At 62.4% G+C, this 20382-nt stretch carries 23 protein-coding genes; 10 read left to right on the top strand and 13 right to left on the bottom strand.

Translation table 11 applies throughout. The features are described 5' to 3' along the window. Positions 1-71: 71 nt before the first annotated feature. From tam to ABLU95_RS22170, 3 genes are all read right to left on the bottom strand, one after another. On the bottom strand, positions 72-833 hold the full coding sequence (gene tam / locus ABLU95_RS22160) for a trans-aconitate 2-methyltransferase (protein WP_137916265.1): 762 nt from the start codon (positions 831-833) through the stop codon (positions 72-74). 206 nt (positions 834-1039) lie between these two features. Continuing rightward, the gene (locus tag ABLU95_RS22165; RefSeq protein ID WP_008804940.1) at positions 1040-1330 is read right to left on the bottom strand and encodes a hypothetical protein; all 291 of its coding nucleotides are present in this window, start codon (positions 1328-1330) and stop codon (positions 1040-1042) included. A gap of 229 nt (positions 1331-1559) precedes the next feature. After that, positions 1560-2747 carry an MFS transporter gene (locus ABLU95_RS22170; protein WP_023289646.1) on the bottom strand — a complete coding sequence of 396 codons (1188 nt, stop codon included), beginning with the start codon at positions 2745-2747 and terminating at the stop codon, positions 1560-1562. Between the two features lie 177 nt (positions 2748-2924). On the opposite strand from ABLU95_RS22170, the gene ABLU95_RS22175 reads away from it, so the two are divergent. After that, the gene (locus ABLU95_RS22175; RefSeq protein ID WP_137916264.1) at positions 2925-3371 is read left to right on the top strand and encodes a VOC family protein; all 447 of its coding nucleotides are present in this window, start codon (positions 2925-2927) and stop codon (positions 3369-3371) included. A 38-nt stretch (positions 3372-3409) separates the two neighbouring features. Here ABLU95_RS22175 and ABLU95_RS22180 read toward each other — a convergent pair whose 3' ends face one another. Together ABLU95_RS22180 and ABLU95_RS22185 are read right to left on the bottom strand one after the other, a co-directional pair. Next, positions 3410-3835 (bottom strand): VOC family protein, encoded by a 426-nt coding sequence (locus ABLU95_RS22180; RefSeq protein ID WP_032452805.1) that lies wholly within the window; start codon positions 3833-3835, stop codon positions 3410-3412. A 320-nt stretch (positions 3836-4155) separates the two neighbouring features. Continuing rightward, entirely contained in the window at positions 4156-5001 is an 846-nt protein-coding gene (locus ABLU95_RS22185; protein ID WP_101861580.1) for a LysR substrate-binding domain-containing protein, read from the bottom strand. Between the two features lie 74 nt (positions 5002-5075). Between ABLU95_RS22185 and ABLU95_RS22190 the strand changes: the two genes are divergently transcribed. Next, entirely contained in the window at positions 5076-6149 is a 1074-nt protein-coding gene (locus ABLU95_RS22190) for a nitronate monooxygenase (protein WP_241516051.1), read from the top strand. A 10-nt stretch (positions 6150-6159) separates the two neighbouring features. On the opposite strand, the gene ABLU95_RS22195 is transcribed toward ABLU95_RS22190, so the two are convergent. Genes ABLU95_RS22195 through ABLU95_RS22210 form a run of 4 tightly spaced genes read right to left on the bottom strand, consistent with a single transcriptional unit; the run spans position 6160 to position 9462 of the window. Further along, positions 6160-6819 carry a methionine ABC transporter permease gene (locus tag ABLU95_RS22195; protein WP_072096700.1) on the bottom strand — a complete coding sequence of 220 codons (660 nt, stop codon included), beginning with the start codon at positions 6817-6819 and terminating at the stop codon, positions 6160-6162. Continuing rightward, positions 6816-7607, bottom strand: coding sequence for a methionine ABC transporter ATP-binding protein (locus ABLU95_RS22200; RefSeq protein WP_023289653.1), 792 nt, complete (start codon positions 7605-7607; stop codon positions 6816-6818). Before ABLU95_RS22200 ends, ABLU95_RS22195 begins: the two co-directional genes overlap by 4 nt. After that, a complete protein-coding gene (locus tag ABLU95_RS22205; RefSeq protein ID WP_032452814.1) occupies positions 7604-8410 on the bottom strand; it encodes a MetQ/NlpA family ABC transporter substrate-binding protein in 807 nt (268 codons plus the stop codon). Before ABLU95_RS22205 ends, ABLU95_RS22200 begins: the two co-directional genes overlap by 4 nt. 23 nt (positions 8411-8433) lie before the next feature. Beyond that, positions 8434-9462 (bottom strand): isopenicillin N synthase family oxygenase, encoded by a 1029-nt coding sequence (locus ABLU95_RS22210; RefSeq protein WP_049014130.1) that lies wholly within the window; start codon positions 9460-9462, stop codon positions 8434-8436. Positions 9463-9743: 281 nt separating this feature from the next. On the opposite strand from ABLU95_RS22210, the gene ABLU95_RS22215 reads away from it, so the two are divergent. The 3 genes from ABLU95_RS22215 (at position 9744) to ABLU95_RS22225 (ending at position 11274) form a co-directional block, all read left to right on the top strand. Continuing rightward, positions 9744-10007, top strand: coding sequence for a VF530 family protein (locus tag ABLU95_RS22215; protein WP_004205937.1), 264 nt, complete (start codon positions 9744-9746; stop codon positions 10005-10007). A gap of 21 nt (positions 10008-10028) precedes the next feature. Beyond that, positions 10029-10340: a cupin domain-containing protein gene (locus ABLU95_RS22220; protein ID WP_023289656.1), complete on the top strand. Its 312-nt coding sequence runs from the start codon at positions 10029-10031 to the stop codon at positions 10338-10340. 178 nt (positions 10341-10518) lie between these two features. Continuing rightward, positions 10519-11274, top strand: coding sequence for a VOC family protein (locus ABLU95_RS22225; protein WP_241516049.1), 756 nt, complete (start codon positions 10519-10521; stop codon positions 11272-11274). 9 nt (positions 11275-11283) lie between these two features. Here ABLU95_RS22225 and ABLU95_RS22230 read toward each other — a convergent pair whose 3' ends face one another. Continuing rightward, on the bottom strand, positions 11284-12228 hold the full coding sequence (locus tag ABLU95_RS22230) for an AraC family transcriptional regulator (protein WP_065882393.1): 945 nt from the start codon (positions 12226-12228) through the stop codon (positions 11284-11286). Between the two features lie 105 nt (positions 12229-12333). Between ABLU95_RS22230 and ABLU95_RS22235 the strand changes: the two genes are divergently transcribed. Then, positions 12334-13572 (top strand): MFS transporter, encoded by a 1239-nt coding sequence (locus ABLU95_RS22235; protein ID WP_065882452.1) that lies wholly within the window; start codon positions 12334-12336, stop codon positions 13570-13572. Here the strand turns inward: ABLU95_RS22235 and hpxE are convergent. After that, positions 13549-14523: a molybdenum cofactor-independent xanthine hydroxylase subunit HpxE gene (gene hpxE, locus ABLU95_RS22240; protein ID WP_241516048.1), complete on the bottom strand. Its 975-nt coding sequence runs from the start codon at positions 14521-14523 to the stop codon at positions 13549-13551. The genes ABLU95_RS22235 and hpxE overlap by 24 nt on opposite strands. A gap of 11 nt (positions 14524-14534) precedes the next feature. Further along, positions 14535-15572, bottom strand: a complete 1038-nt coding sequence (gene hpxD, locus ABLU95_RS22245; RefSeq protein ID WP_171878999.1) for a molybdenum cofactor-independent xanthine hydroxylase subunit HpxD — start codon at positions 15570-15572, stop codon at positions 14535-14537. A gap of 125 nt (positions 15573-15697) precedes the next feature. On the opposite strand from hpxD, the gene hpxR reads away from it, so the two are divergent. Further along, positions 15698-16621 carry a LysR family hpxDE operon transcriptional regulator HpxR gene (gene hpxR / locus ABLU95_RS22250; RefSeq protein WP_348880405.1) on the top strand — a complete coding sequence of 308 codons (924 nt, stop codon included), beginning with the start codon at positions 15698-15700 and terminating at the stop codon, positions 16619-16621. Here hpxR and hpxO read toward each other — a convergent pair. After that, the gene (gene hpxO, locus ABLU95_RS22255) at positions 16602-17756 is read right to left on the bottom strand and encodes an FAD-dependent urate hydroxylase HpxO (protein ID WP_348880406.1); all 1155 of its coding nucleotides are present in this window, start codon (positions 17754-17756) and stop codon (positions 16602-16604) included. The two genes, hpxR and hpxO, sit on opposite strands and share 20 nt — an antisense overlap. 345 nt (positions 17757-18101) lie before the next feature. Between hpxO and ABLU95_RS22260 the strand changes: the two genes are divergently transcribed. Genes ABLU95_RS22260 through uraH form a run of 3 tightly spaced genes read left to right on the top strand, consistent with a single transcriptional unit; the run spans position 18102 to position 20282 of the window. Then, positions 18102-19481: a nucleobase:cation symporter-2 family protein gene (locus tag ABLU95_RS22260; RefSeq protein ID WP_348880407.1), complete on the top strand. Its 1380-nt coding sequence runs from the start codon at positions 18102-18104 to the stop codon at positions 19479-19481. After that, complete coding sequence (gene uraD / locus ABLU95_RS22265; protein ID WP_032452825.1) at positions 19459-19959, top strand: 2-oxo-4-hydroxy-4-carboxy-5-ureidoimidazoline decarboxylase; 501 nt, start codon at positions 19459-19461, stop codon at positions 19957-19959. Before ABLU95_RS22260 ends, uraD begins: the two co-directional genes overlap by 23 nt. Continuing rightward, positions 19956-20282: a hydroxyisourate hydrolase gene (uraH, locus tag ABLU95_RS22270; protein ID WP_065882401.1), complete on the top strand. Its 327-nt coding sequence runs from the start codon at positions 19956-19958 to the stop codon at positions 20280-20282. Before uraD ends, uraH begins: the two co-directional genes overlap by 4 nt. Positions 20283-20382: the final 100 nt, after the last annotated feature.

Genomic DNA, 20382 nt, shown 5'->3' on the forward strand with positions numbered 1-20382 from the left:
AATCAGGATGGTCAGCTGGCCCGCTCTTATTTATGTGTTGGTTATGTTTTACGACTTGCTCAGGCCAACCGTCAGGCGGCTCTTTTTCGCGCCACGATAAACAGACGCGGGAAGCGCAGAAGCACCATTCCGTTACACTGTAACGGATAGTGGTCGGCCAGCAATGCCAAATAGCGGGTCAGAAAGGCGCTCCTGGCCGGTTCATCTAGGCCCGTCAGATAAGGTCGCAGTCCGGTGCCCTGCAGCCAGTCGACGATCGCCTGATGCGAAGCGAGCGGATGAAAATAGGTGGTGCGCCAGATATCAACTTCGCAGCCCTGACGGGTGAGCAGATCGTACCAGGCGTTCGGCGGAAGCAAGGGCTGGCGACCACGGTCCGGCAATCCCAGCTCGCCGGCGACCTGACGCATCAGAGTATGGGAGGGCTCCTGCCAGTTATCCGGCATCTGCACCGCCAGCGTACCGTTCTCCGCCAGCTGGTTAACCAGATGCGGAAACAGCGTCTCATGATCCGCCAGCCACTGCAGCGAGGCGTTGGCATAGATGACGTCTGGCGGTTGCGCAGGCCGCCAGCTGGCGATATCGGCCTCGATAAACTCACAGTCAGGTAAGGCCTGCGTCGCCTGGCCCAGCATGGCCGGGGAGTTATCGATACCGACGATCGCCGCCAGCGGCCAGGCGGCACGCAGCAGGCGGGTACTGTTGCCCGGCCCGCAGCCAAGGTCAACGACGCTCTCGACCTGCAGGTGAGCGATACGGGAAAGCAGGTCAGCCGCCGGGCGGGTGCGCTCAGCGTCAAACTGCAGATACAGGGAAGGGTTCCAGTCGGCCATCGGGCGTTGTCCTGTGTAAGGGAGACAGGGCAAAGCATAGAACGCCCGGGGCCGCCTGTCAGGGGGAAATGATCCACTGCAGCATCTGCCGTGCGTGACAGTGTCACCGATAAAGTGACCTCAGCAGGCTATCCCGTGCGTGATGTGCACATTGTCAGGGAGTAAGCGGATTGGGCAGCATCTGCGCCCGCAGCGGGCGCAGTGGCTTATTCGGCGTTCTTGAGCGCTTCGGCGCGGCTGGCGGTGGCGTAAACAAAATCCAGCATCGGCTCGAGATCGGTATCGTAGCCGGCCTGAATAATCTTCCCGCGCAGCCATTCGATTTCACTGGTGATATCGGGAGGGAAAATGTTGTTATCCTGCGCCCGGCGCAGCCATTTCAGCAGAAAGTTGTTCTTTCCTCTGATACCGCCCGACTTTTTCGACTTTCCGTGCATCTTCAGCGCGACCAGGACGCAGTAATAGAAATGAACGCGCTGATTAAAACTTTGGTGCATGTCTGTGTTTCCCGCCAGAATCAGGAATTCACCGTGTGGGTCAGTGATTCGGATTGGACTACGGCGGCGGGCCGGATCGTTGCGCGATCTCTGTTGTTTTCCGCCACCGTCCTTGCATCTGTCGCCAGACGCTGAAGGGGATGTTGGCACGGAAGCCGAATCGTCGTCAATTGCCGATTCGTTTTTTGCCGGTGTCGGCGGCCCGCGGCGTTCCGCGAGCCGGGCCTGGCTACGTCCTGACCGCGGCCCGCTGTTGCAGATATACGCGTAAAATCAGCAGGAAAGCGAACACTACGACGATTGCCGCCAGCAGATACAGGGTGGCGAGATCGTAGTAACCGGCGACCCAGCCGGCCAGCGGCCCGGTCAGCCCCAGCGCGAGATCAAGGAACGCCGAGTAGGTGCCAAGGGCGGTCCCCTGGTTTTGCTCTTCCACCTGTTTTACCGCCTCAACCCCCAACGCCGGGAAGACCAGCGAAAAACCCGAGCCGGTGAGAAAGGCGCCGATCCCCGCCACCCAGGCCGACGGCGCCAGCCAGATAAGCAGCAGGCCGAGACATTCGATGACGAAGCAGGCCAGGGATACCGGGACCCCGCCATAGCGAGTGATGGTGTTCCCCAGCACCAGGCGAACACAGATAAAGCCGACGCTGAACAGCGAGAGGGTAAACGCGGCGCCCTGCCAGCTGTGCGCGGCAAAGTAGAGGGTGATAAAGGTGGCAATAACGCCGAAACCGACGGTGCCAAAGGCCAGCCCCAGCCCATAAGGCCAGATTTTGCGCACCACCGCGTGAAAGGGCGCTCTGACGCCGGCGGTCACGCTGACGTCCTGCCGCGTGCGGGCGAACAGCAGGCCGATGGCGGCGACCAGCACCACCACCGTGGCAAAGCCGCTGATGCCGAAATACTGGTTAAGGGTGACCCCCAGCGGCGCGCCGACCGCCATCGCCACATAGGTTGCCACGCCGTTCCAGGAGATCACCCGCGACGTATGGATCGCGCCGACGGTTTTGATCCCCCATAGCGTGGCGCCGGTGGCGGTAAAGCTTTCGCCGACGCCAAGAAACACCCGGCCCGCCAACAGCGCGGCAATCGCCAGCATCGGCATCGCCTGCAACATTACCGCCAGCAGCGTGAAGGCGCCGCTGAGCAGACAGCAGACGATCCCGAGGCTAACCACTTTTTTCGGGCCCCAGATATCGGTGTAGCGCCCGGCGTGCGGCCGGCTTATCAGCGTCGAGATGTACTGCAGGCTGATCACGATCCCGGCGACAAAGGTGCTGTAGCCCAGCTGATAGTGAATATAACCCGGCAGAACGGCCAGCGGCAGACCAATAGAGAGATAACAGATACAGGTAAAAACAACGATCGAAATGATGCGCAGATTAAGTTGCGTGGTGCTGACGGAAGTGCTCATAGGGATAAAGGGTTAATACATAGGGATGTTTAGCATAACGCGCCGCGAAGAGGCTGGCGAGTGGCGAGGGCGTTTTATCCGTGATCGATGGCCTCGCCGCCGTCATTAACGGTGTTGCCGCTGACGCCGGCTTCGGGGCATGATGACGGTATCTTGCCGCCGCCTTGAGGAGAGAATATGTCCCAGGAATTCGCCGATATTGACGTTATGTTCATTGCGGGCTTCGGCCCTATTACCCAAAGCACCGCGCAAAGCCGTGATTTCTATTGTCAGGCATTGGGATTACCGCTGAAGTCGATGCCGGGTAACGAGGCGTATCTGCTTAGCGAGCAGGATGCCATCGGCGGGGTGAAGCATTTTGCGCTGTGGCCGCTGGCGCAGGCGGCGCAGTCCTGTTTTGGTCAGGAGCAGTGGCCGGAGACGGAGCCGGTGCCGCAGGCGTGGATTGAATTTGAGGTCCGCGACCTTGCCGCGGCGACGGCGCGGCTGCAGCAGCAGGGGTACCATCTCCTTGTTGCCGCGCGCGACGAGCCGTGGGGGCAGACCGTCACCCGTCTGCTCAGTCCGGAAGGTCTGCTGGCCGGGCTTACCGTGACGCCGTGGCTGCGGGCGGAACAGGCTTAACGCCCCCGCCGGGCGTGGTGCGGGTCACCTCCGGGAGGTTATTGAGGCTCCTCGTGATGTGAAACGTTTCGCACTTCCCCCCAGGCGCGGTTTTGCAGCACGGTGCGATAGCCGTCGCGGTCGACGAAAGTGACGCCGTTGACCTCCCAGTAGGGGTTGAATGCCGTGACGCGCAGAAACCCGGCGGCGTCCATGGCGCTGCATTGTGCCTTCCAGGCCTCAGGCTGCGGATAGTACAGCACCAGCAGATCTTCATCTCCTGGCGAGGGGGTAACGGGATGGTGGCGGCAGTGGGTGAATTCCAGATGCCAGCTGGCATCCGGCGAACCGATCATCATCCCGCTGAATCCTTCATGATCGGTAAAGCTCCCAAGTTGCTGCAGCCCCAGCCCAGCGCAATACATGCTGGCGGTGCTCTCCAGTTCGCTGACCGGTCTGGCGATGCGCATGTGGCAGAACGACATAATGACTCCCAAAAGGTGTAGGCCGGGTCAGGCGCAGCCGCCACCCGGCAAAAAAGCGGCTTCATGGCCGCGAACTGGCGCCCGGCGGCGCTGCGCTTGCGCGGGCCTACGAAGCGGAGGATCCCTATAGCCGGCTAAGCGCCGCCAGTAGGCCGGGTCAGGCGCAGCCGCCACCCGGCAAAAAAGCGGCATCATGGCCGCGACCTGGCGAAAACGATTTTGTCGCTCGGGTGGATACTGTAGCGGCAAAACGCCTCTGCGTTTGTCGGTAAGAGCTCAGGTTCGCCTCCGGCGAATGCGTCGCGGTCTCCTCTTTTAGCTTAGCCATTCGCGGCGCTTTGCAACAGGATGCGCCACTCGCTGAGGGCGGAGGTGCTGAACCCCTGGCGCCAGATAAGCTGGGTGGTCGCCTCGCACAGCGGTTCGCTTAAGCTGTTTTCGGGAAGCGTCATCAGCGCCAGCACGCTCTGCGGCAACAGGCAGGCGTAGCGCCCGGAGGCCACGCAGGCCAGCATGCTGTGATAGGAGCTCACCTCATGCACCTCCACGGCCGCCTGTTGTTCCGCCAGCCAGCGCTCTCCCAGCGCCCGATAGCTGCAGCCGCTGGCAAATGCCGCGAACCGCAGCGGGCCAGCGCTCTGCGGACGGACCAGCATCAGGGTTTCCTGAAACACCGGGACAGATCCCAGGCCGGGCGGGCATGCCGGTTGGCCATCCGTCCCTGGCGGCAGGCAGACCAGCGCGGCATCAAGGGCGGCGGTTAATACCCCCTCGGTTAACTGGCGGGTCGGCCGGGTGCTGAGCGTGACATCCACCTGCGGGCACCGCTGTTGGAAGCGGGTGAGCAGCGGCGGCAGACGGCTGGCGGCGGTCGCCTCCATCGCGCCCAGCCGCAGGCTGCCGCCGGGCGTGGTTGGATGCAGACTCTGCTTTGCCTCTTCCGCCAGGCTCAGGATCCGCCGGGCATAGCTGAGAAACTGAACGCCTGCCGGCGACAGCACCATTTTTTTGTTGCCGCGGACGAAGAGTTCCACGGCAAGCTCCTCTTCCAGTTGCTGAATACGGGTGGTGATATTGGACTGGGCGCGGCCAAGCCGTTTTGCTGTCAGAGTGACGCTTTGCGTGTCGGCCACCTGGATAAAAATCTGCAGTGTGCTGTGGTTCATATTTTTATTCTCAATATGATAATGATGTTGATCTTATCATCTTTAAAAGAGATGGTAAGCCTCCGGCATCGCTCATGAACGAGGAACCCATGCAAAATTCACTGCTTTCGCTTCTTGATATTGACTACCCCCTGATCCAGGCCCCGATGGCGGGCGTCTCCACCCCCGCGCTGGCTGCCGCGGTGAGTCATGCCGGGGCGCTGGGTTCGCTGGGGCTGGGCGCTTCAACCGTTGCCCAGGCGGAAGCGATGATCGTCGCCACCCGCCAGCTGACGGACCGGCCGTTTAATGTCAATCTGTTTTGCCATGCGCCGCCCCGGCGCGACGTCCGACGGGAGGCGGACTGGGCTGAGACGCTGCGCCCCCATTTTACCCGCTTTGGCAGTCTCCCTCCGGCGTCGCTTAGGGAGATATACCAGACGTTTATCGGCCACACCGCCATGCTGGAGCTGCTTCTCGATCTCTCACCCGCGGTGGTGAGCTTTCATTTCGGCCTTCCTGAGCGCGAGGCGATTCAGCGCCTGCGACAGCAGGGGATCGTCACCATGGCCACGGCGACGTCGCTTAAGGAGGCGCAGGTCATTGAGGAGCAGGGGATTGACGTGGTGGTCGCTCAGGGCTTTGAGGCGGGCGGGCACCGGGGGATCTTCGCCCCGCAGGAGCCAGACGCGCAGATGAGCACCTTTACTCTGGTGCAACATCTGCGGCGTCGGCTGACCATCCCGGTGGTCGCCGCCGGGGGCATCATGGACGGCGCGGGGATCGCCTGCGTGATGCAGCTGGGGGCGCAGGGCGCTCAGCTCGGCACGGCGTTTTTACTCTGTCCGGAATCGGCCGCCGACGCCGGCTACCGCGCGGCGATCGCTAACAGCATTGACGGGCGTACGGTACTGACCTCAGCGATATCCGGGCGTCCGGCACGTTGTCTGGCGAATACCTTCTGCGCAGTGGGGAAAGCCTGTCCGGCGAGCGCTGTGCCGGATTATCCGCTGGCATATGATATCGGCAAAGCGCTGGCCGCCGCCGCGAAAGCCCAGGGCGTCCATGAGTATGGCGCACACTGGGCCGGGCAGGGTGTGGGGTTGATCCGCGAGTGTGACGCCGCCAGTCTGGTCCGCCAGCTGGCGGCTGAGTGCGGCTGGAATTAATGTCTGACGGTTAGCGGCGGTGTGCCAGGCGGCGCACCAGCCGATCGCCGGCCATTTGTACGCCCTGAACCATCGCCACCAGGATCAGCACCGTGCCAAACATCACCTCATTATTGAACCGCTGATAGCCGTAGCGGATGGCGAGGTCGCCGAGTCCGCCGCCGCCGATCACCCCGGCCATCGACGAAAAGCCAATCAGCATCACGATGGTCAGCGTAATCCCGGCCAGCAGCGTCGGCAGGGCTTCCGGCAGCAGAGATTTAAAAATCACGTGCCAGACGTTGCCGCCCATCGACAGAATGGCTTCGATTCTCCCGTAATCCACCTCGTCGAGCGCGTTTTCCGTCAGGCGGGCAAAGAACGGAAAGGCGCCGATGGTCACCGGCACGATAGCGGCGGTGCTGCCCAGCGTGGTGCCGACGATCAGGCGGGTAAAAGGGATCAGCGCGATCAGCAGCACGATAAACGGTAACGATCTGCCGATGTTGATCGCCGCCCCCAGCAGCGCGTTCAGTTTCGGCATCGGCGCGAGGCCGTTGGCGCGGGAAATAAATAACAACACACCGGTGGGCAGCCCGATCAGCACGGTAAACAGGGCCGCCAGGCCCACCATATAGAGCGTATCCAGCGTGCCGTCGAGTAATAACGGCCACAAATCTTCCCAGCTCATGCTACTCCGCATAATGGCCTCCCCTGAACGCCGTGACGGGTAAGAAAATCCTGTTCAGCCTGCGGGTCGTGCAGCAGCGACTGACGCAGCCGTGACCACGGGGTCACCAGCAGGTCGGCGAGTTTGCCGCTTTCGACAATTTCGCCCTGTTCCAGCAGCGCCGCGTGGTCACAAATGGTTTTCACCACCTCCAGCTGGTGCGTTATCAGCACAATGGTCAGATTGAGCCGCTGGTTAATATCCGCCAGCAGAGCCAGCACCGAGGCGGTGGTCTCGGGATCCAGCGCGCTGGTCGCCTCATCGCACAGCAGCACCTCCGGTCGGGCGGCCAGCGCCCGGGCGATGCCGACGCGCTGTTTTTGCCCGCCGGAAAGCTGAGACGGGAAGGCGGCGGCCTTGTCGCTGAGATCCACCAGCTCCAGCAGTTCGCGCACCCGCGCTTCGCGAGCGGCTCGCGGCACCCCGGCTATCTCCAGCGGCACCGCGATGTTGTCGGCGACGGTGCGGGCATGCAGCAGATTGAAGTGCTGGAAAATCATCCCGGTACGCAGGCGATAATCCCGCAGCGCCGCCTTATTCAGCTGTGTAATATCCTGTCCGTTCACCAGAATGCGGCCCGAGGTGGGCCGCTCCAGCAAATTGAGACAGCGGATGAGCGTACTTTTGCCGGCGCCGCTGCGCCCGAGAATGCCGTATATCGCCCCTTTCGGGATCTGTAACGCGATATCGTTCAGCGCCGGTCGGCCGGTTCCGGCGTAGGTTTTGCTCAGCCCTTCGATGGTTATCATGACTGAGGGGCCACCGGGATCACCGAGCCGTTGTAGTTTTTACGGATAAACTCCGCTACCTGCGGCGACGTCAGGTCTTTCGCCAGCGCCTTAATGCGCGGGTCATTGGCCAGGGCTGGGGTGGTCACCAGGATATTGGCGTAGGGGTTATGCTCGGCGCTTTCCAGCCCCAGAGCGTCTTTCGCCGGCACCAGCCCGGCTTCGAGGGCGTAGTTACCGTTAATCACCGCCAGGTCGACATCGTCGAGGGAGCGCGGGATCTGCGGCGATTCAATCTCCAGGATCTTCAGGTGTTTCGGGTTCTCGACAATATCCTTTGGCGTCGCCAGAGTGGTGGCCGGGTCGGTAAATTTAGGGTCCAGCTTGATAAGCTTCTGCGCCTGCAGCAGGAACAGCGCACGGCTCAGGTTGGTGGTGTTATTCGGCACCGCCACCGTGGCGTTGTCCGGCAGCGACGAGAAATTTTTATGTTTATGCGAGTAGATCCCCAGCGGCTCAATGTGCACGGTGGCCGCGACGGCAAAGGTTTTACCCAGCGCTTTTTCCTGATCCTTCAGGTAGGGAACATGCTGGAAGTAGTTGGCATCCACGTCGCCACTGGCCAGCAGTTCATTGGCGTTGACCCCGCTGGTCAGCTCCACCACCTTCAGATCGAGGCTGGGATCGATTTTTTTGATGTAGTTGAGGATCTCCGCGTGGGGAACCGGGTCCGCGGCGACGCGCAGCGCGGCGGCCTGGGCAGACGTCCATGCCAGAGAAAGAGACAGTGCGACCCCTGCCAGTTTAAAAGCGGCATATTTCATGGTGTGTTCCTTTTTAGTTATGGTTAAACGATCAATTGCTCGGCGCGTTCGCGAAACACGTCCTGATAGTAGCGTTCCGCCACGTCCGGATGGGAACGCAGACGGCCCTTGAGATAATTCCAGCCGACATCGCGCAGCAGCGGATTGTGCGGGTCGCTGTCCGGACCGCGCGCCTCACGCGCCAGCTCGGGCGGCAGGGTATAAACCGGCACCACCGCGTCAAGCTGGGCGCCAAGGAAGAAAGCGATGGAGAGGCGCTGCTGCTGCGCCGGCGGCGACACCACCCGGTGAACGGTAGCGCGCAGATAGCCGTTGGTGGCCAGCTCCAGCAGTTCGCCAATATTGACCACAAAGCTGCCGGCCAGCGGCACGGCGTCGATCCACTGCCCGGGCGCCACCTCAACCTGCAGCCCTTTCTGTTCGTCCTGCAGCAGGAAGCTGAGAAAACCGGAATCTTTATGGGCGCCGACGCCCTGGCTGCTTTGCGTCTCCTGCTGGCCGGGATAGCGGATCAGTTTGATATGCTCGTTGGGTTTGTCGCCATAGAGTCGGTCAAAGGCATTCTCCGGGAGCTGCAGCGCTTCGGCAAAGGCGCGCAGCAGGCGGATCCCCACCTGGGTCATCTGCTGTTGCCAGTGAAGTAATACCGGTTTAAGCGACGGCAGGGCGGCAGGCCACAGGTTCGGACCCTGCAGGCGCTGCCAGCGCGGGGCGTCATCGCTGAGGGTCAGCGCCGGACGTTCGGCGCCGATATCAAACTGCTCTCGCCAGTCAGGCTGGCCGCGCGTCAGCTCAGAGGCCGCGCGGTTATAGCCGCGAAAATGGGGGGAGTGGATCATCGCCACCTGCTGTTTTTGCGCCTCATCGAGGGCAAAAAAGCGTTGGGACTGGCGCTGAACTTCATATTGAAGCGCGTCGTCGACACCGTGGTTGATCAGATAAAAGAAGCCGATGTCGCGGGCGGCGTGGCGCAGGTCGGCCAGGAAGGCCGCTTTATCCGCGGGGTCCGCGTAGCGGGCCAGATCGAGAATCGGCAGGGTTGTCGCGTTCATTGTGTTCTCCGAAAACGGGATAATATGTTATGGGTCGATTCAGGTTCAGGGTTCGGGCACAACAGCAGCGCATGGTGATTTCCTCTGTTCGGGGCTGAGCACAGCTTGCCTCAGGGCCAGATAATCAACCAATAACGTTATTTTCTAATTTATGTTCGCGCGGGGTTCAGTGCTTTTGCGTTAAATAGATAAAGGCGTAAGGGCGAACTGAAGCCGTTGCGCCCGTCACCGAGAGTCAGTAAGGTGGGCGCACTTTTTTAATGCGGAACGGATGTATCCTCATGCACAGTTCAAAAGATCCCCTGCACGGCGTGACGCTGGAAGCGCTGCTCAATGCCCTGGTCGCGCGCTACGGCTGGGCGGAAATGGCCCGCCAGGTCAACATTAACTGCTTTAAAAGCGATCCCAGCATCAAGTCCAGCCTGAAATTTCTCCGCCGGACGCCGTGGGCGCGCAAAGAGGTGGAGGCGATGTATCTGGCTTCGCTCGACGACGATGCGCCGGCAGAGAAAGCGGATCCATGGGCAAACTGGCAGAAAAAATAACCCTTACCACAGGACATCATTATGCAGAGCTGGAGCAGTAAAGATTTCACCGCCGACCGCGCGTGGGGCGCGCTGGATATCGCCAATTTTTCCGGCACCACCGTGCGCCTGCACTGGACCGACCAACCCTATATCTGGCACATCAACGACGGTCAGGAGGTGTTTGCCGTCATGGATGGTCAGGTGGCGATGCATGTGAAAGTCAACGGCGAGGAGCAGGTGATCGTGCTGAACGCCGGCGATATCTTCTACGCCGAGGTGGGATGCGAGCATGTCGCTCATCCCCAGGGGGCGGCGCGTATTCTGGTGATTGAGAAAGAAGGGTCGGTTTGATCCCGCCGGCGGGCCATTCGTTAGTCCGCCGTTTCATCGCCTTTCAGACTCCATATACCGCGTTGATATAAATCACGTATCCAGCTTTCGATATACTTAATTCTTGTTTGCTATTCCCTTCACCCCGGCACTATCTTTTGCCGCAGACGCCTGAACAGGCACAACCGCGGGAGAGATCATGGCAACCTTGCAGTGGGACCACGCAGTACAGTTTGTGAATCAGCCGGAAGCGGCAATTGAAACCTTTGCCGGACAGCAGCTGCGGGCGGTGGCCGGTGGGCGCCATCCGGGGTGGGGAACCCGCAATGCGCTGAGCTATTTTGGTCTGACCTATATCGAATTCCTCGCCATTTCCGACCCGGACGAACTGCGCGCCGCGACGGACAGGTTTCTGCTCTCGCGGGATGCCGCGCGGTTGCTGCCGGAGAACGAAGCGCTGTTTCGCGTCGCGCTGCGCAGCGACGACATCGACGCCACCCATGACCACTTGCGTCGCAAGGGGCTGGCGGTGTCACCGATCGTCGATGGCCAGCGCCACGATCCGCAGGGCAATGTCATCCGCTGGCGGATCTTCACCATCGATGGCGACACCGACGGACTGGTCTATCCTTTTGTGCTGCAGTGGGGAGAAGACGACGAGACCCGGCTGGCGCGGCTGCGCGCCCAGGTGCTGGACGTGCCTCATCCGCTGGGCGACATTGTGCTCGAGCAGGCGGTGTTCGAGGTGGACAATCCGCAGGCGGTGCGCGATCGCTGGCAGGCGCTGCTGGGCTTCCCGCCACAGGGGGAGCAGGGGCTGGACGTGGGCGGCCAGTGGTTTACTTTCCGCGAAGGAGCCGCTAACCAGCTGACCGAACTGGTGTTTCGCGTCGCCAACCCGGCGCTTAAGGGGCAACGCTTTCGCGTTGGCAACGGCGTGTATCGCTTTATATGAAGGCTGACTCTAGCGTGTCGTGGCGCGCAGGGCCCCCGGCGGCTGGCCGGTGATGCGTTTGAAAGCCCGGCTGAAGGCCGCCAGCGACTGATACCCGAGGCGGAAGGCCACCTTTTCCAGCGCCTGGCCTTCGTGGGTGATGTACTGCACCGCCAGCCGCATACGCAATTCGGTCAGATAGCGGGCGGGGGTGGTGCCGGTGGCGGCAAGAAAACGCTCGGCGAAGAGAGAGCGCGACAGCCCCGCCTCCCGCGCCAGATCTTCCACTTTCCAGTTAACGCCCGGACGCTGATGCATGGCGTAGATCGCTTTCGCCAGCCGGGGATCGCGCAGGACCTGCACCCAGCCGGTGGCGTTACCGCACCCACATGCCACCCAGCCGCGCACAATCAGCGCGGCCACCACGTCCGCCAGCCTGGCGAGGATCCCGGCATAGCCCGCCTGGCGGGTGAGGGATTCCCGCTCCATTGCGGCCAGCAGCGGCTGGATCTCCGGCCAGGTGTGGAGCAGACAACTCACCCGCATCACTTCGGGCATGGCCTTCACCAGCGGCTGCATGCCGCCGAGCTCAAAGTCCATGCAACCGCTGAAAATCACGGCGCGCTCCGGGCAGTCAGGCTGGCCGCCAGCGTTGATGCAACTTACCGTGCTGCACACCGTTTCGCTGTTCAACTGCGCCACATTCACCACCGCGGCCTGCGGATCGGAGAGCAGGGCATGTCCGTCGCCGTTGGGAATAAACAGCGCGTCGCCGCTCTCCAGGGTGAACTGTTCTCCGCTGGCCATGCGCAGCAGCACCGGCCCGCGGCTGATGAAATGGAACTGGGCTTTGCCCGCCACGGCGCTAAAACCGACGCCAAACGGGCGGGAGGTTTCGATGCGCCGGTAATTCACGCCGGAGAGGCGCATACCGCGCAGCAGTTCGCTGGTCAGGTCGATAGTAGGCTGGCTCATGGTAATTCCGGACGAATAATCAATAACTGAAGAGTATGCATCATATATCGTCCAGAGGTAAGCCCCTAAGATGGCCAGGATGTTAATAAACCTGGAGAGATGTATATGACTTCCTGCATAGCTGCTGATGCAAGCCTGACCCCCGTCAGGCCTGCCTGGCGTGCCGTCTATGCCCTGGCCCTCGGGGTGTTCGGCCTGATCGTGGCCGAGTTTCTGCCCGCCAGCCTGTTAACGCCGATGGCCAGCAGCCTCGGCGTCAGCGAAGGGATGGCCGGGCAGGCGGTGACCGCCACGGCGCTGGTGGCGTTAGTCACCGGCCTACTGATCGCCACCGCCACCCGCAATATCGACCGCCGCTGGGTGCTGATGTTTTTTTCCGTGCTGCAGATTGTCTCCAGCCTGATGGTCGCTTTTGCCGGTTCGCTGGCGTTTCTCCTGCTCGGTCGTCTGCTGCTGGGGATCGCCATCGGCGGTTTCTGGGCGATGTCCACCGCCACGGCGATGCGTCTGGTGCCGGCGGCCCATGTGCCGAAGGCGCTGGCGATCATCTTTTCCGCGGTGTCTGTCGCCACAGTGGTGGCCGCGCCGCTCGGCAGCTACCTCGGGGAGCTGATCGGCTGGCGCAACGTGTTTATTCTCTGCGCGATACCCAGCCTGCTGGCGCTGCTCTGGCAGCTGTGGGTGCTGCCCTCCATGCGCCCGGAAAGCGTTGGCACCTTCTCCACGCTGTTCAGGGTGCTGCGCCGTCCCGGTATGCTGGGCGGCATGCTGGCGTCGATCCTGATTTTCAGCGGCCATTTCGCCTTCTTCACCTACCTGCGTCCGTTCCTTGAGACCGTCGCGCAGACCAGCGTTGAAGGCGTTTCACTGATTTTGCTCGGCTTCGGTATCGCTAACTTTATCGGCACCTCGGTAGCGAGCTATCTGCTGAGCCGCAGCCTGCGTCTGACCCTGGCGCTGGTGCCGCTGATGATGAGCGTCCTGGCGCTGCTGATGGTGACGTTTGGCCATCTGAGCGTGCTCGACGGGCTGCTGGTCGCCCTCTGGGGGTTTGCCTTCGGTCTGGTGCCGGTGGCCTGGTCCACCTGGCTGGCCACCACCGTGCCGGATGAGGCGGAAAGCGCGGGCGGTCTGCTGGTGGCCTCTATTCAGCTGGCCATCAGCGCCGGCGCCGCCGGCGGCGGGGCGGTGTTCGATCTGCACGGCGCCAGCGGCGTCTTCACCGGCAGCGGTGTGCTGCTGTTGACCGCGATGGTCGTGGTCTTCACCGCCGTGCGGGTGAAACCGGTCGCCCGCGCCGAACAGCCGGAGACCGGTCGCTTATCCCGCGAGATCGATAACTAAATTGGCCGACAGGCTGCGGGAGCAGCACAGCGCAATATGCTGCTCCGCTGCCTGTTTTTCCGCCTCCGACTGCACGGTATCCCGGTGGTCGACCGTTCCCTCCCGCACCGGCGTCAGGCAGGCGCCGCAGATCCCCATTTCGCAGGAGAGCGGCACATCGACGCCATGCTCCTGCAGCACCCGGGCGATGGTTTTGTCCCCCGGTACCGGCCAGCGCTCCCCGGTGGAGGCGAGGGTGATGGTGAAGGTTCCGTCCGCCGCCGAGGCCGCCGTCGGGGCGGGCGGCTGGAACGCTTCGCTGTGCAGTTGCGCCTCCGCCCAGCCGGCCGCCAGCGCGGTGTCGTGCACCTGGTTCATAAACCCTGCCGGTCCGCAGAAATAGACCCGGGTGTCGGCGTCCGGCGCGCCCAGATCCTGCGCCAGCCGCAGGCGCGGACTCTCTCCGTCGGCAGAGCAGTGGATCAGGCAGGTTCCGCCGGTGAGCTGGCTGGCGATCTCGGTGGCGAAGGCGGCCTCCTGCGCGCGGCTGACGTAGTAGTGCAGCGTAAAGCTGGCGCCGGACGCCGCCCGGGCGTGGGCCATCGCCAGCAGCGGCGTAATGCCGATCCCGGCGGCGAGGAGCACCACGTGGCCGCCCCCGCGCAGGGGAAAGTGGTTGCGCGGGGCAGAGATCAGCAAGGGCTGCCCCGGACGCAGGGTGTCATGAATATAACGGGAGCCGCCTCGCGACTGCGCCTCGCGGGCGACGCAGAGCAGATAGTGATCCCGCCCGGCCGGGCTGCCGGTCAGCGAATACTGACGGATAAGCCCGCAGGGGAGATGGAGGTCGATATGGGCGCCGGGCGTCCACGCCGGCAGCGGTTGCCCATCGGCGCTCACCAGACGAACGGCCAGATTTTTCGCGCCCTGGCGCCACAGGCCATCGACCACCACCGGGAGTATGTCGCGCATAAGACCTCCACTCATACCAGAAAGAAATCGCCAAAGCCCATCTTCTTCAGCCCGCGCCGGTAGGCGATAGAGCTGCGGTCTGCCGGAATATGCGCCTCCAGGGTCAGATCCAGCGGCAGCCGCTCCGGGCGCTGGGTCTCAACCATCAGGCGATCCTCCTCAAACACCCGCAGGTTGAACGCATGAACGTCTTCCACCGGCACATGCAGGTCAAAATTGCGGGCGATAGGGGCGAACATCCGCGTCACGCGCGACGACACCGGCGAGGCGGCGTTCATGATCACCAGCTTCGCATCGGCAGGGAAATGGATGGTCAGCGTGGCGGTGAAGGGCAGATGCATTTCAAAGTGACGCAGCCACTGGAACCCTTCCGGCGCGCGGAAATCGGAGCTGGCCGGGTAATTGCCCACCGAGCTCCAGTAGTCGGCAACAAAGCCGAACGGTGTCTCCTGCGGGGTGTAGTCCGGCACCTGCTGATTGTCCGGGTCGGCGAAGGTATCAGTGTGGATCCACGCAAAGTGGGCGACATCGAGAAAGCCTTCGACCTGGCGGCCGGCAAAGCCCTTCACCTCGAAGGCCGGGCAGTTGATTTGCTGAAAGCCGGCGTCGTCCCAGTGCGGCATGGTCGGTAACGGCGGCGGATTGTCCGGATCGCAGGCCAGACAGGTCCAGATCAGCCCGTAGCGCTCCTCCACGGCGAAGCTGGTGAGATGCAGTTTGGCTGGAATGGGTTGCCCCGGACTGGAGGGGATGCGGTTGCAGCGGCCATCCTCGCCAAAGCGCAGGCCATGATAGGGGCAGACGATGCCTTCTTCTTCATGAAACCCCAGGGTCAGCGGGACGCCGCGGTGCGGGCAGACGTCGCGGGCGACCACCACCTGACCTTTAATGCGATAGATAACCAGCTGTTCGTCCAGCAGGGTGGCTTTAACCGGGGCGCCGCCAATATCGCAGGCGCGGGCCACCGGGTGCCAGCAGCGGGCCAGCCGCAGCCAGTCCTCTGGATCAAAGGTGCAATGGGCGGGGGGCGTGGGGGTGGTTGTCTTCATGGTTTCTCTTCCTGCTCACATCGGTGATTGTTTTATTGTTGTGAGATTATTGTTGTCATATTAGGGTGTTCACATCCATCACCATTAATTCACTCTGCTGTTGCAAAAAAGAGTACAGGGTCGCCATGAGTCCATTTTCCCGTTTCGCCCACTATTTCATCGCCGTGGCCCGCTGCGGCAGTCTGCGCCGGGCCGCCGAGCAGCTGCATATCTCCGCCTCGGCGATTAACCGCCAGATCCTGCAGGCCGAGGAGACCTTCGGGACACCGCTGTTCGAGCGGCTGCCGGAGGGACTGCGGATGACCACCGCGGGCGAACTGCTGTATGACAATCTGCTGCGCTGGCAGAAGGAGTTTCGCCAGACCCGGCAGAAATTTGATGAGCTGCAGGGGATGAAGCGCGGGAGCGTTAGCGTCGGTATGGTGCAGGCGCTGGCGGAAGGTGGCTTCGCCGCCGCGCTGGCGGAGATTATCGCCAGCTGGCCGTGGCTGGAGCTGGATCTGCAGGTGGCCGACAGCCACACCGTCAGCCAGAAAGTGCGTCAGGCGGATCTGGACGTCGGTCTGATCCTCGATCCGCAGGGGCAGGCCGGACTCAGCGTGCTGGCCTTTGCCGAACTGGAGGTGGGGATTGTGATGCGCCCGGACCACCCCCTGGCGGGGGCGAGGGCTCTGTCTTTGGGCGAGCTCAGCCTCGAGCGGCACATCGTGCCCGGCGCGCCGCTGATCGTTCATGAGCGGGTGGCGCTTCTCTATCGCCACCATGACTTTGCGCCGGAGAATACCATCAGCTGCAATGATATCCGGCTCATTAAGTCGCTGGTGCTGCGCGGCAGCGGCGTGACGCTCCTCAGCCTGCTCGACGTGCTGGACGAGGTTCAGCGCGGACAGCTGGCCTTTATCCCGCTGCGCAGTACGCTGCTGCGGCCGCTGACTCTGGCGCTGTGCACCGCGCCTTCGCGTCAGCTATCGCGTCCTGCGCAGATGGCCATTCAGACGCTGAGCGCGGTGATTGAATCCATGGCGACCGTCAGCCCAGCGGCCCGCTGAGGATGGTATCGCACATGCCGTTGATAATCCGCTCGCCGGTCTCCTCCCGCAGCTCCTGGTACCAGGCTTCAGTGAGCTGCATATCCTTTCCGTGGGTGATATCGCAGCGCTTGCGCGCCTTCAGTACCAGATCGCGGACCCGGTCGCAGCGCTGGGCTTCATACTCGCGCAGGGCGGTCGCAATATCGCGGGTCTGGCGGAAAACGGCGCCCAGCACCACCGCATCTTCCATCGCCGCGCATCCCCCCTGGCCAATATCCGGGGTGGTGCTGTGTCCGGCGTCGCCCAGCAGCGCGACGCGACCGCGCACCAGGCGGCTGAATGGTTCGATATCGTGGATTTCAATACGGTTGGTGGTCTGCGGGTCGAGGGCGGCGATCAGCTTCTGCACCGGCGGCGCCCAGCCGGCAAAGTAGCGGCTAAGGTCAGCGCGCAGGGTGTCACGATCCTCCGCCAGACCCGCCGGCAGCGGCACATCAAAGAAAAAGTAGAACCGGCCGGCGGAGACCGGCATCAGCGAGACGCGCTTGCCTTCGCCGACAAAGGTGGTCCACTGATCGCCGGGCGCCAGCGTTTCATCTATTTCCACCAGACCGTTCCAGTTGACGTAGCCGGCGTAGCGGCGCTGCGGGGTAAAGCCGAGCACCCACGGACGCAGCGCGGAATGGCTGCCGTCGGCGGCAATCAGCAGATCGCCGCTGGCGCTGCTGCCGTCGGTAAACCACACCGTCACGCCGTCGGCGTTTTCTTCACAGCGGGTGACGCGTTTGCCGAACTGCACGCTTTCCCGTCCCCAGTAATCCAGCATTTCCCGCTGCAGCTCTGCGCGGGAGACCGGGCAGGGGCGGCTGCCGGTACGTTCGATCAGCGGCGCGAGGCTGAACTGGGTCATGTTCTCGCCGCTGCGGAAATCGCGATACGCCATACGGCGCAGCGGTCCGCCGAAGGTTTCCATGATATCGCCCATGCCGAGGTGGGCCATGCACTTCACGCCGTTGGGCCACACGGAAATCGCCGCGCCGACCGGTTTGATCTCTTTCACCGCTTCATAGACTTCGCAGTCGATCCCCGACTGTTTGAGCGCCACTGCCGCACTTAAGCCGCCGATGCCGGCGCCAATCACGATTGCTTTCATTTTTTTCTCCTTCTCCCGATGTTGTGACTGACTACAGCAATTTGCGTACCAGTTCGCCGGAGGGAGGAAAACCGCCGGCCTGAGGCACAGCGATAGGTCATGACGCACCAGGTCGGTGCAATGTGACGCATTGGTTGCCTTTTTATGAATCAAAAGTTTCTGTATGTTGCATTAAGAATCTATCGTTTCAGCATCCTTGTTCAGCAGCGGTGGGGAGCGAGGCATGGCTGGAGTGATTTAACTTAATGATTTTAAAGTATTAATAAATTTATTCGTTCGCTTTGGTCGTCTCTGGCCTGCTTTGTGCAGAAGCTCTTGCACTTCTCTTTGCTACGGGATAACACCATGTCTGACGAACATCACAGCGGCCTGCTTTACGGCCTTGAACAGCGGATCCCACCGCTTGCGGCCTTTTTTAGCGCTCTCCAGCATGTGCTGGCGGGTCTGGTGGGGATCATCACGCCGCCGCTGATTATCGGCGCCACCCTCGGACTTGGCGACTGGCTGCCGTATCTCATCAGTATGTCGCTGCTGGCCTCGGGTATCGGTACCTTTCTGCAGTCCAACCGGGTCTGGGGCATTGGCGCCGGGATGATCTGCATGCAGGGCACCAGCTTCGCCTTTCTTGGCGTGGCGGTAGCCGGAGGGATGTGGGTGAAAGCGCAGGGCGGCGGGCCGCAGGATATTATGGCGATGCTGTTTGGCGTTAACTTTGTCGCCGCCCTGGTGCCGGTGATTGTCAGCCGCTTTATTGAACCGCTGAAGAAAATCTTTACTCCCATCATTACCGGCAGCGTGATTGCGCTGATCGGCATCAGCCTGATCAAGGTCAGCGTTATTAACTGGTGCGGTGGCGAAAAGGCGCAGGATTTCGCCAGCATGAGCAATATCGCGCTCGGGGCGGGTACCCTTGGCGTTATCGTCCTGCTGAGCTGCGCCAAAAACCGCTGGCTGCGGCTCTCCTCGGTGGTGGTGGGCATTGCCGTGGGCTGTGTGGCGGCAGGGCTGAGCGGTCAGTTCCACCTTCACAGCCTGGGCGACACCCTGTTTCGCCTGCCGACGCTGTTTCCGTTCGGCTTTCAGTTTAACAGCGCGATTTTTCTGCCGGTGGCGCTGGTGTCGCTGGTCTGTATTCTGGAGGCGGTGGGCGATCTGACGGCCAACTCGCTGATTTCGCAACAGTCTGTTGACGATCGCGCTTTCCGCAACCGGTTGAAGGGCGGTATCCTGGCGGACGGCGTCAGCTGCATGGTGGCCGCGATGCTCAGCGCCTTTCCGAACACGACTTTCGCGCAGAACAACGGCGTGATCCAGATGACCGGGGTGGCCAGCCGCTATGTCGGGCGCTACATTGGCGTGATTCTGATCCTGCTTGGGCTGTTCCCGCCGGTGGGCGAACTGCTGCGGCAGATCCCGGCGCCGGTGCTGGGGGGCGCCACGATGGTGATGTTTGGCTGTGTGGTAGCGGCCGGGATCCGGATCATTACCCAGAACCCGCTCACCCGACGCGATGTGCTGATCGTTGGTCTGGCGTTTGGCGCGGGCCTTGGCGTGGAGTCGGTGCCGGCGTTTCTCAGCCATTTTCCGCCGATGGTCGGCGATCTGTTCGGTTCGGCGGCCACCAGCGGTGGGCTGGTGGCGATAGCGCTGAACCTTGTTCTGCCGCAGGAGCAGGCGGCGATGAAAACGATAAGGAGTCAGGATGATCGCGCTGAGACAGTTTAACCGTCTGAGTCATGATGAGGCAGTGGCACTGCTGGCCCCCTGCGTGGCGATCCCGGCCTGGAGCGATACGCTGGTGAGCTTGCGACCCTTCGCCTGCCGTGAAGCGCTGCTGCAGGTCGCCCGGGAAGCGATGGCCGACTGGGGGGAGAACGATCTGAACGCGGCGCTCAGCGCCCATCCGCGGATCGGCGAAAAACCGACCGGCAGCCAGGCGCATGCGACGATGTCGCGCCAGGAGCAGTCGGCGGTGGACAGCGATAATGAAAAGCTGGCGCAGGCCCTGCGGGAGGGGAATGCCCGCTACGAGGCTCGTTTTGGCCGGGTGTTTTTAATCCGCGCCAAAGGGCGCAGCGGCGAAGAGATGCTGCAGGCGCTGACGCGCCGACTGCAGCATACCGCCGACGAAGAAGTGGCTGAGGCGCTTGCCCAGCTGCGGGAAATTACGATGTTAAGACTGGAAGGAGCGATTGGCGAATGAGTACCCTGAGCACCCATATTCTGGATATTTCCACCGGCACGCCGGCGGAAGGCGTGACGGTCAGCCTGAGCCGGGAGGGCGAGACGCTGGCGAACCTGGTGACGAACGCCCAGGGGCGTATCGCCGCCTTCAGCGCCGCGCCGCTGCCGGCGGGGCGCTACTGCTTAACCGCGGAAACGGGGGCGTGGTTTGCCCGCGTCGGGCGCGAGAGCGTTTTTACCCGGGCGCAGATTGATTTTGTCATTGGCGAGGCGACAGATGACCATTTCCATCTGCCGTTTTTGATAGCCCCGGGCGGGTGGTCGACCTACCGCGGCAGCTAAGCCCGGCTGCCCATTGCCGGGCGGCGCAGCGCTTGCCCGGCCTGAATCGTTACGGAGCGAGGAGAGACTGCCCGTAGGCCCGGTAAGGCGCAGCCGCCAC

The organism is Klebsiella sp. GG_Kp146, assembly GCF_040061975.1.
GTDB lineage: Bacteria > Pseudomonadota > Gammaproteobacteria > Enterobacterales > Enterobacteriaceae > Klebsiella > Klebsiella quasipneumoniae.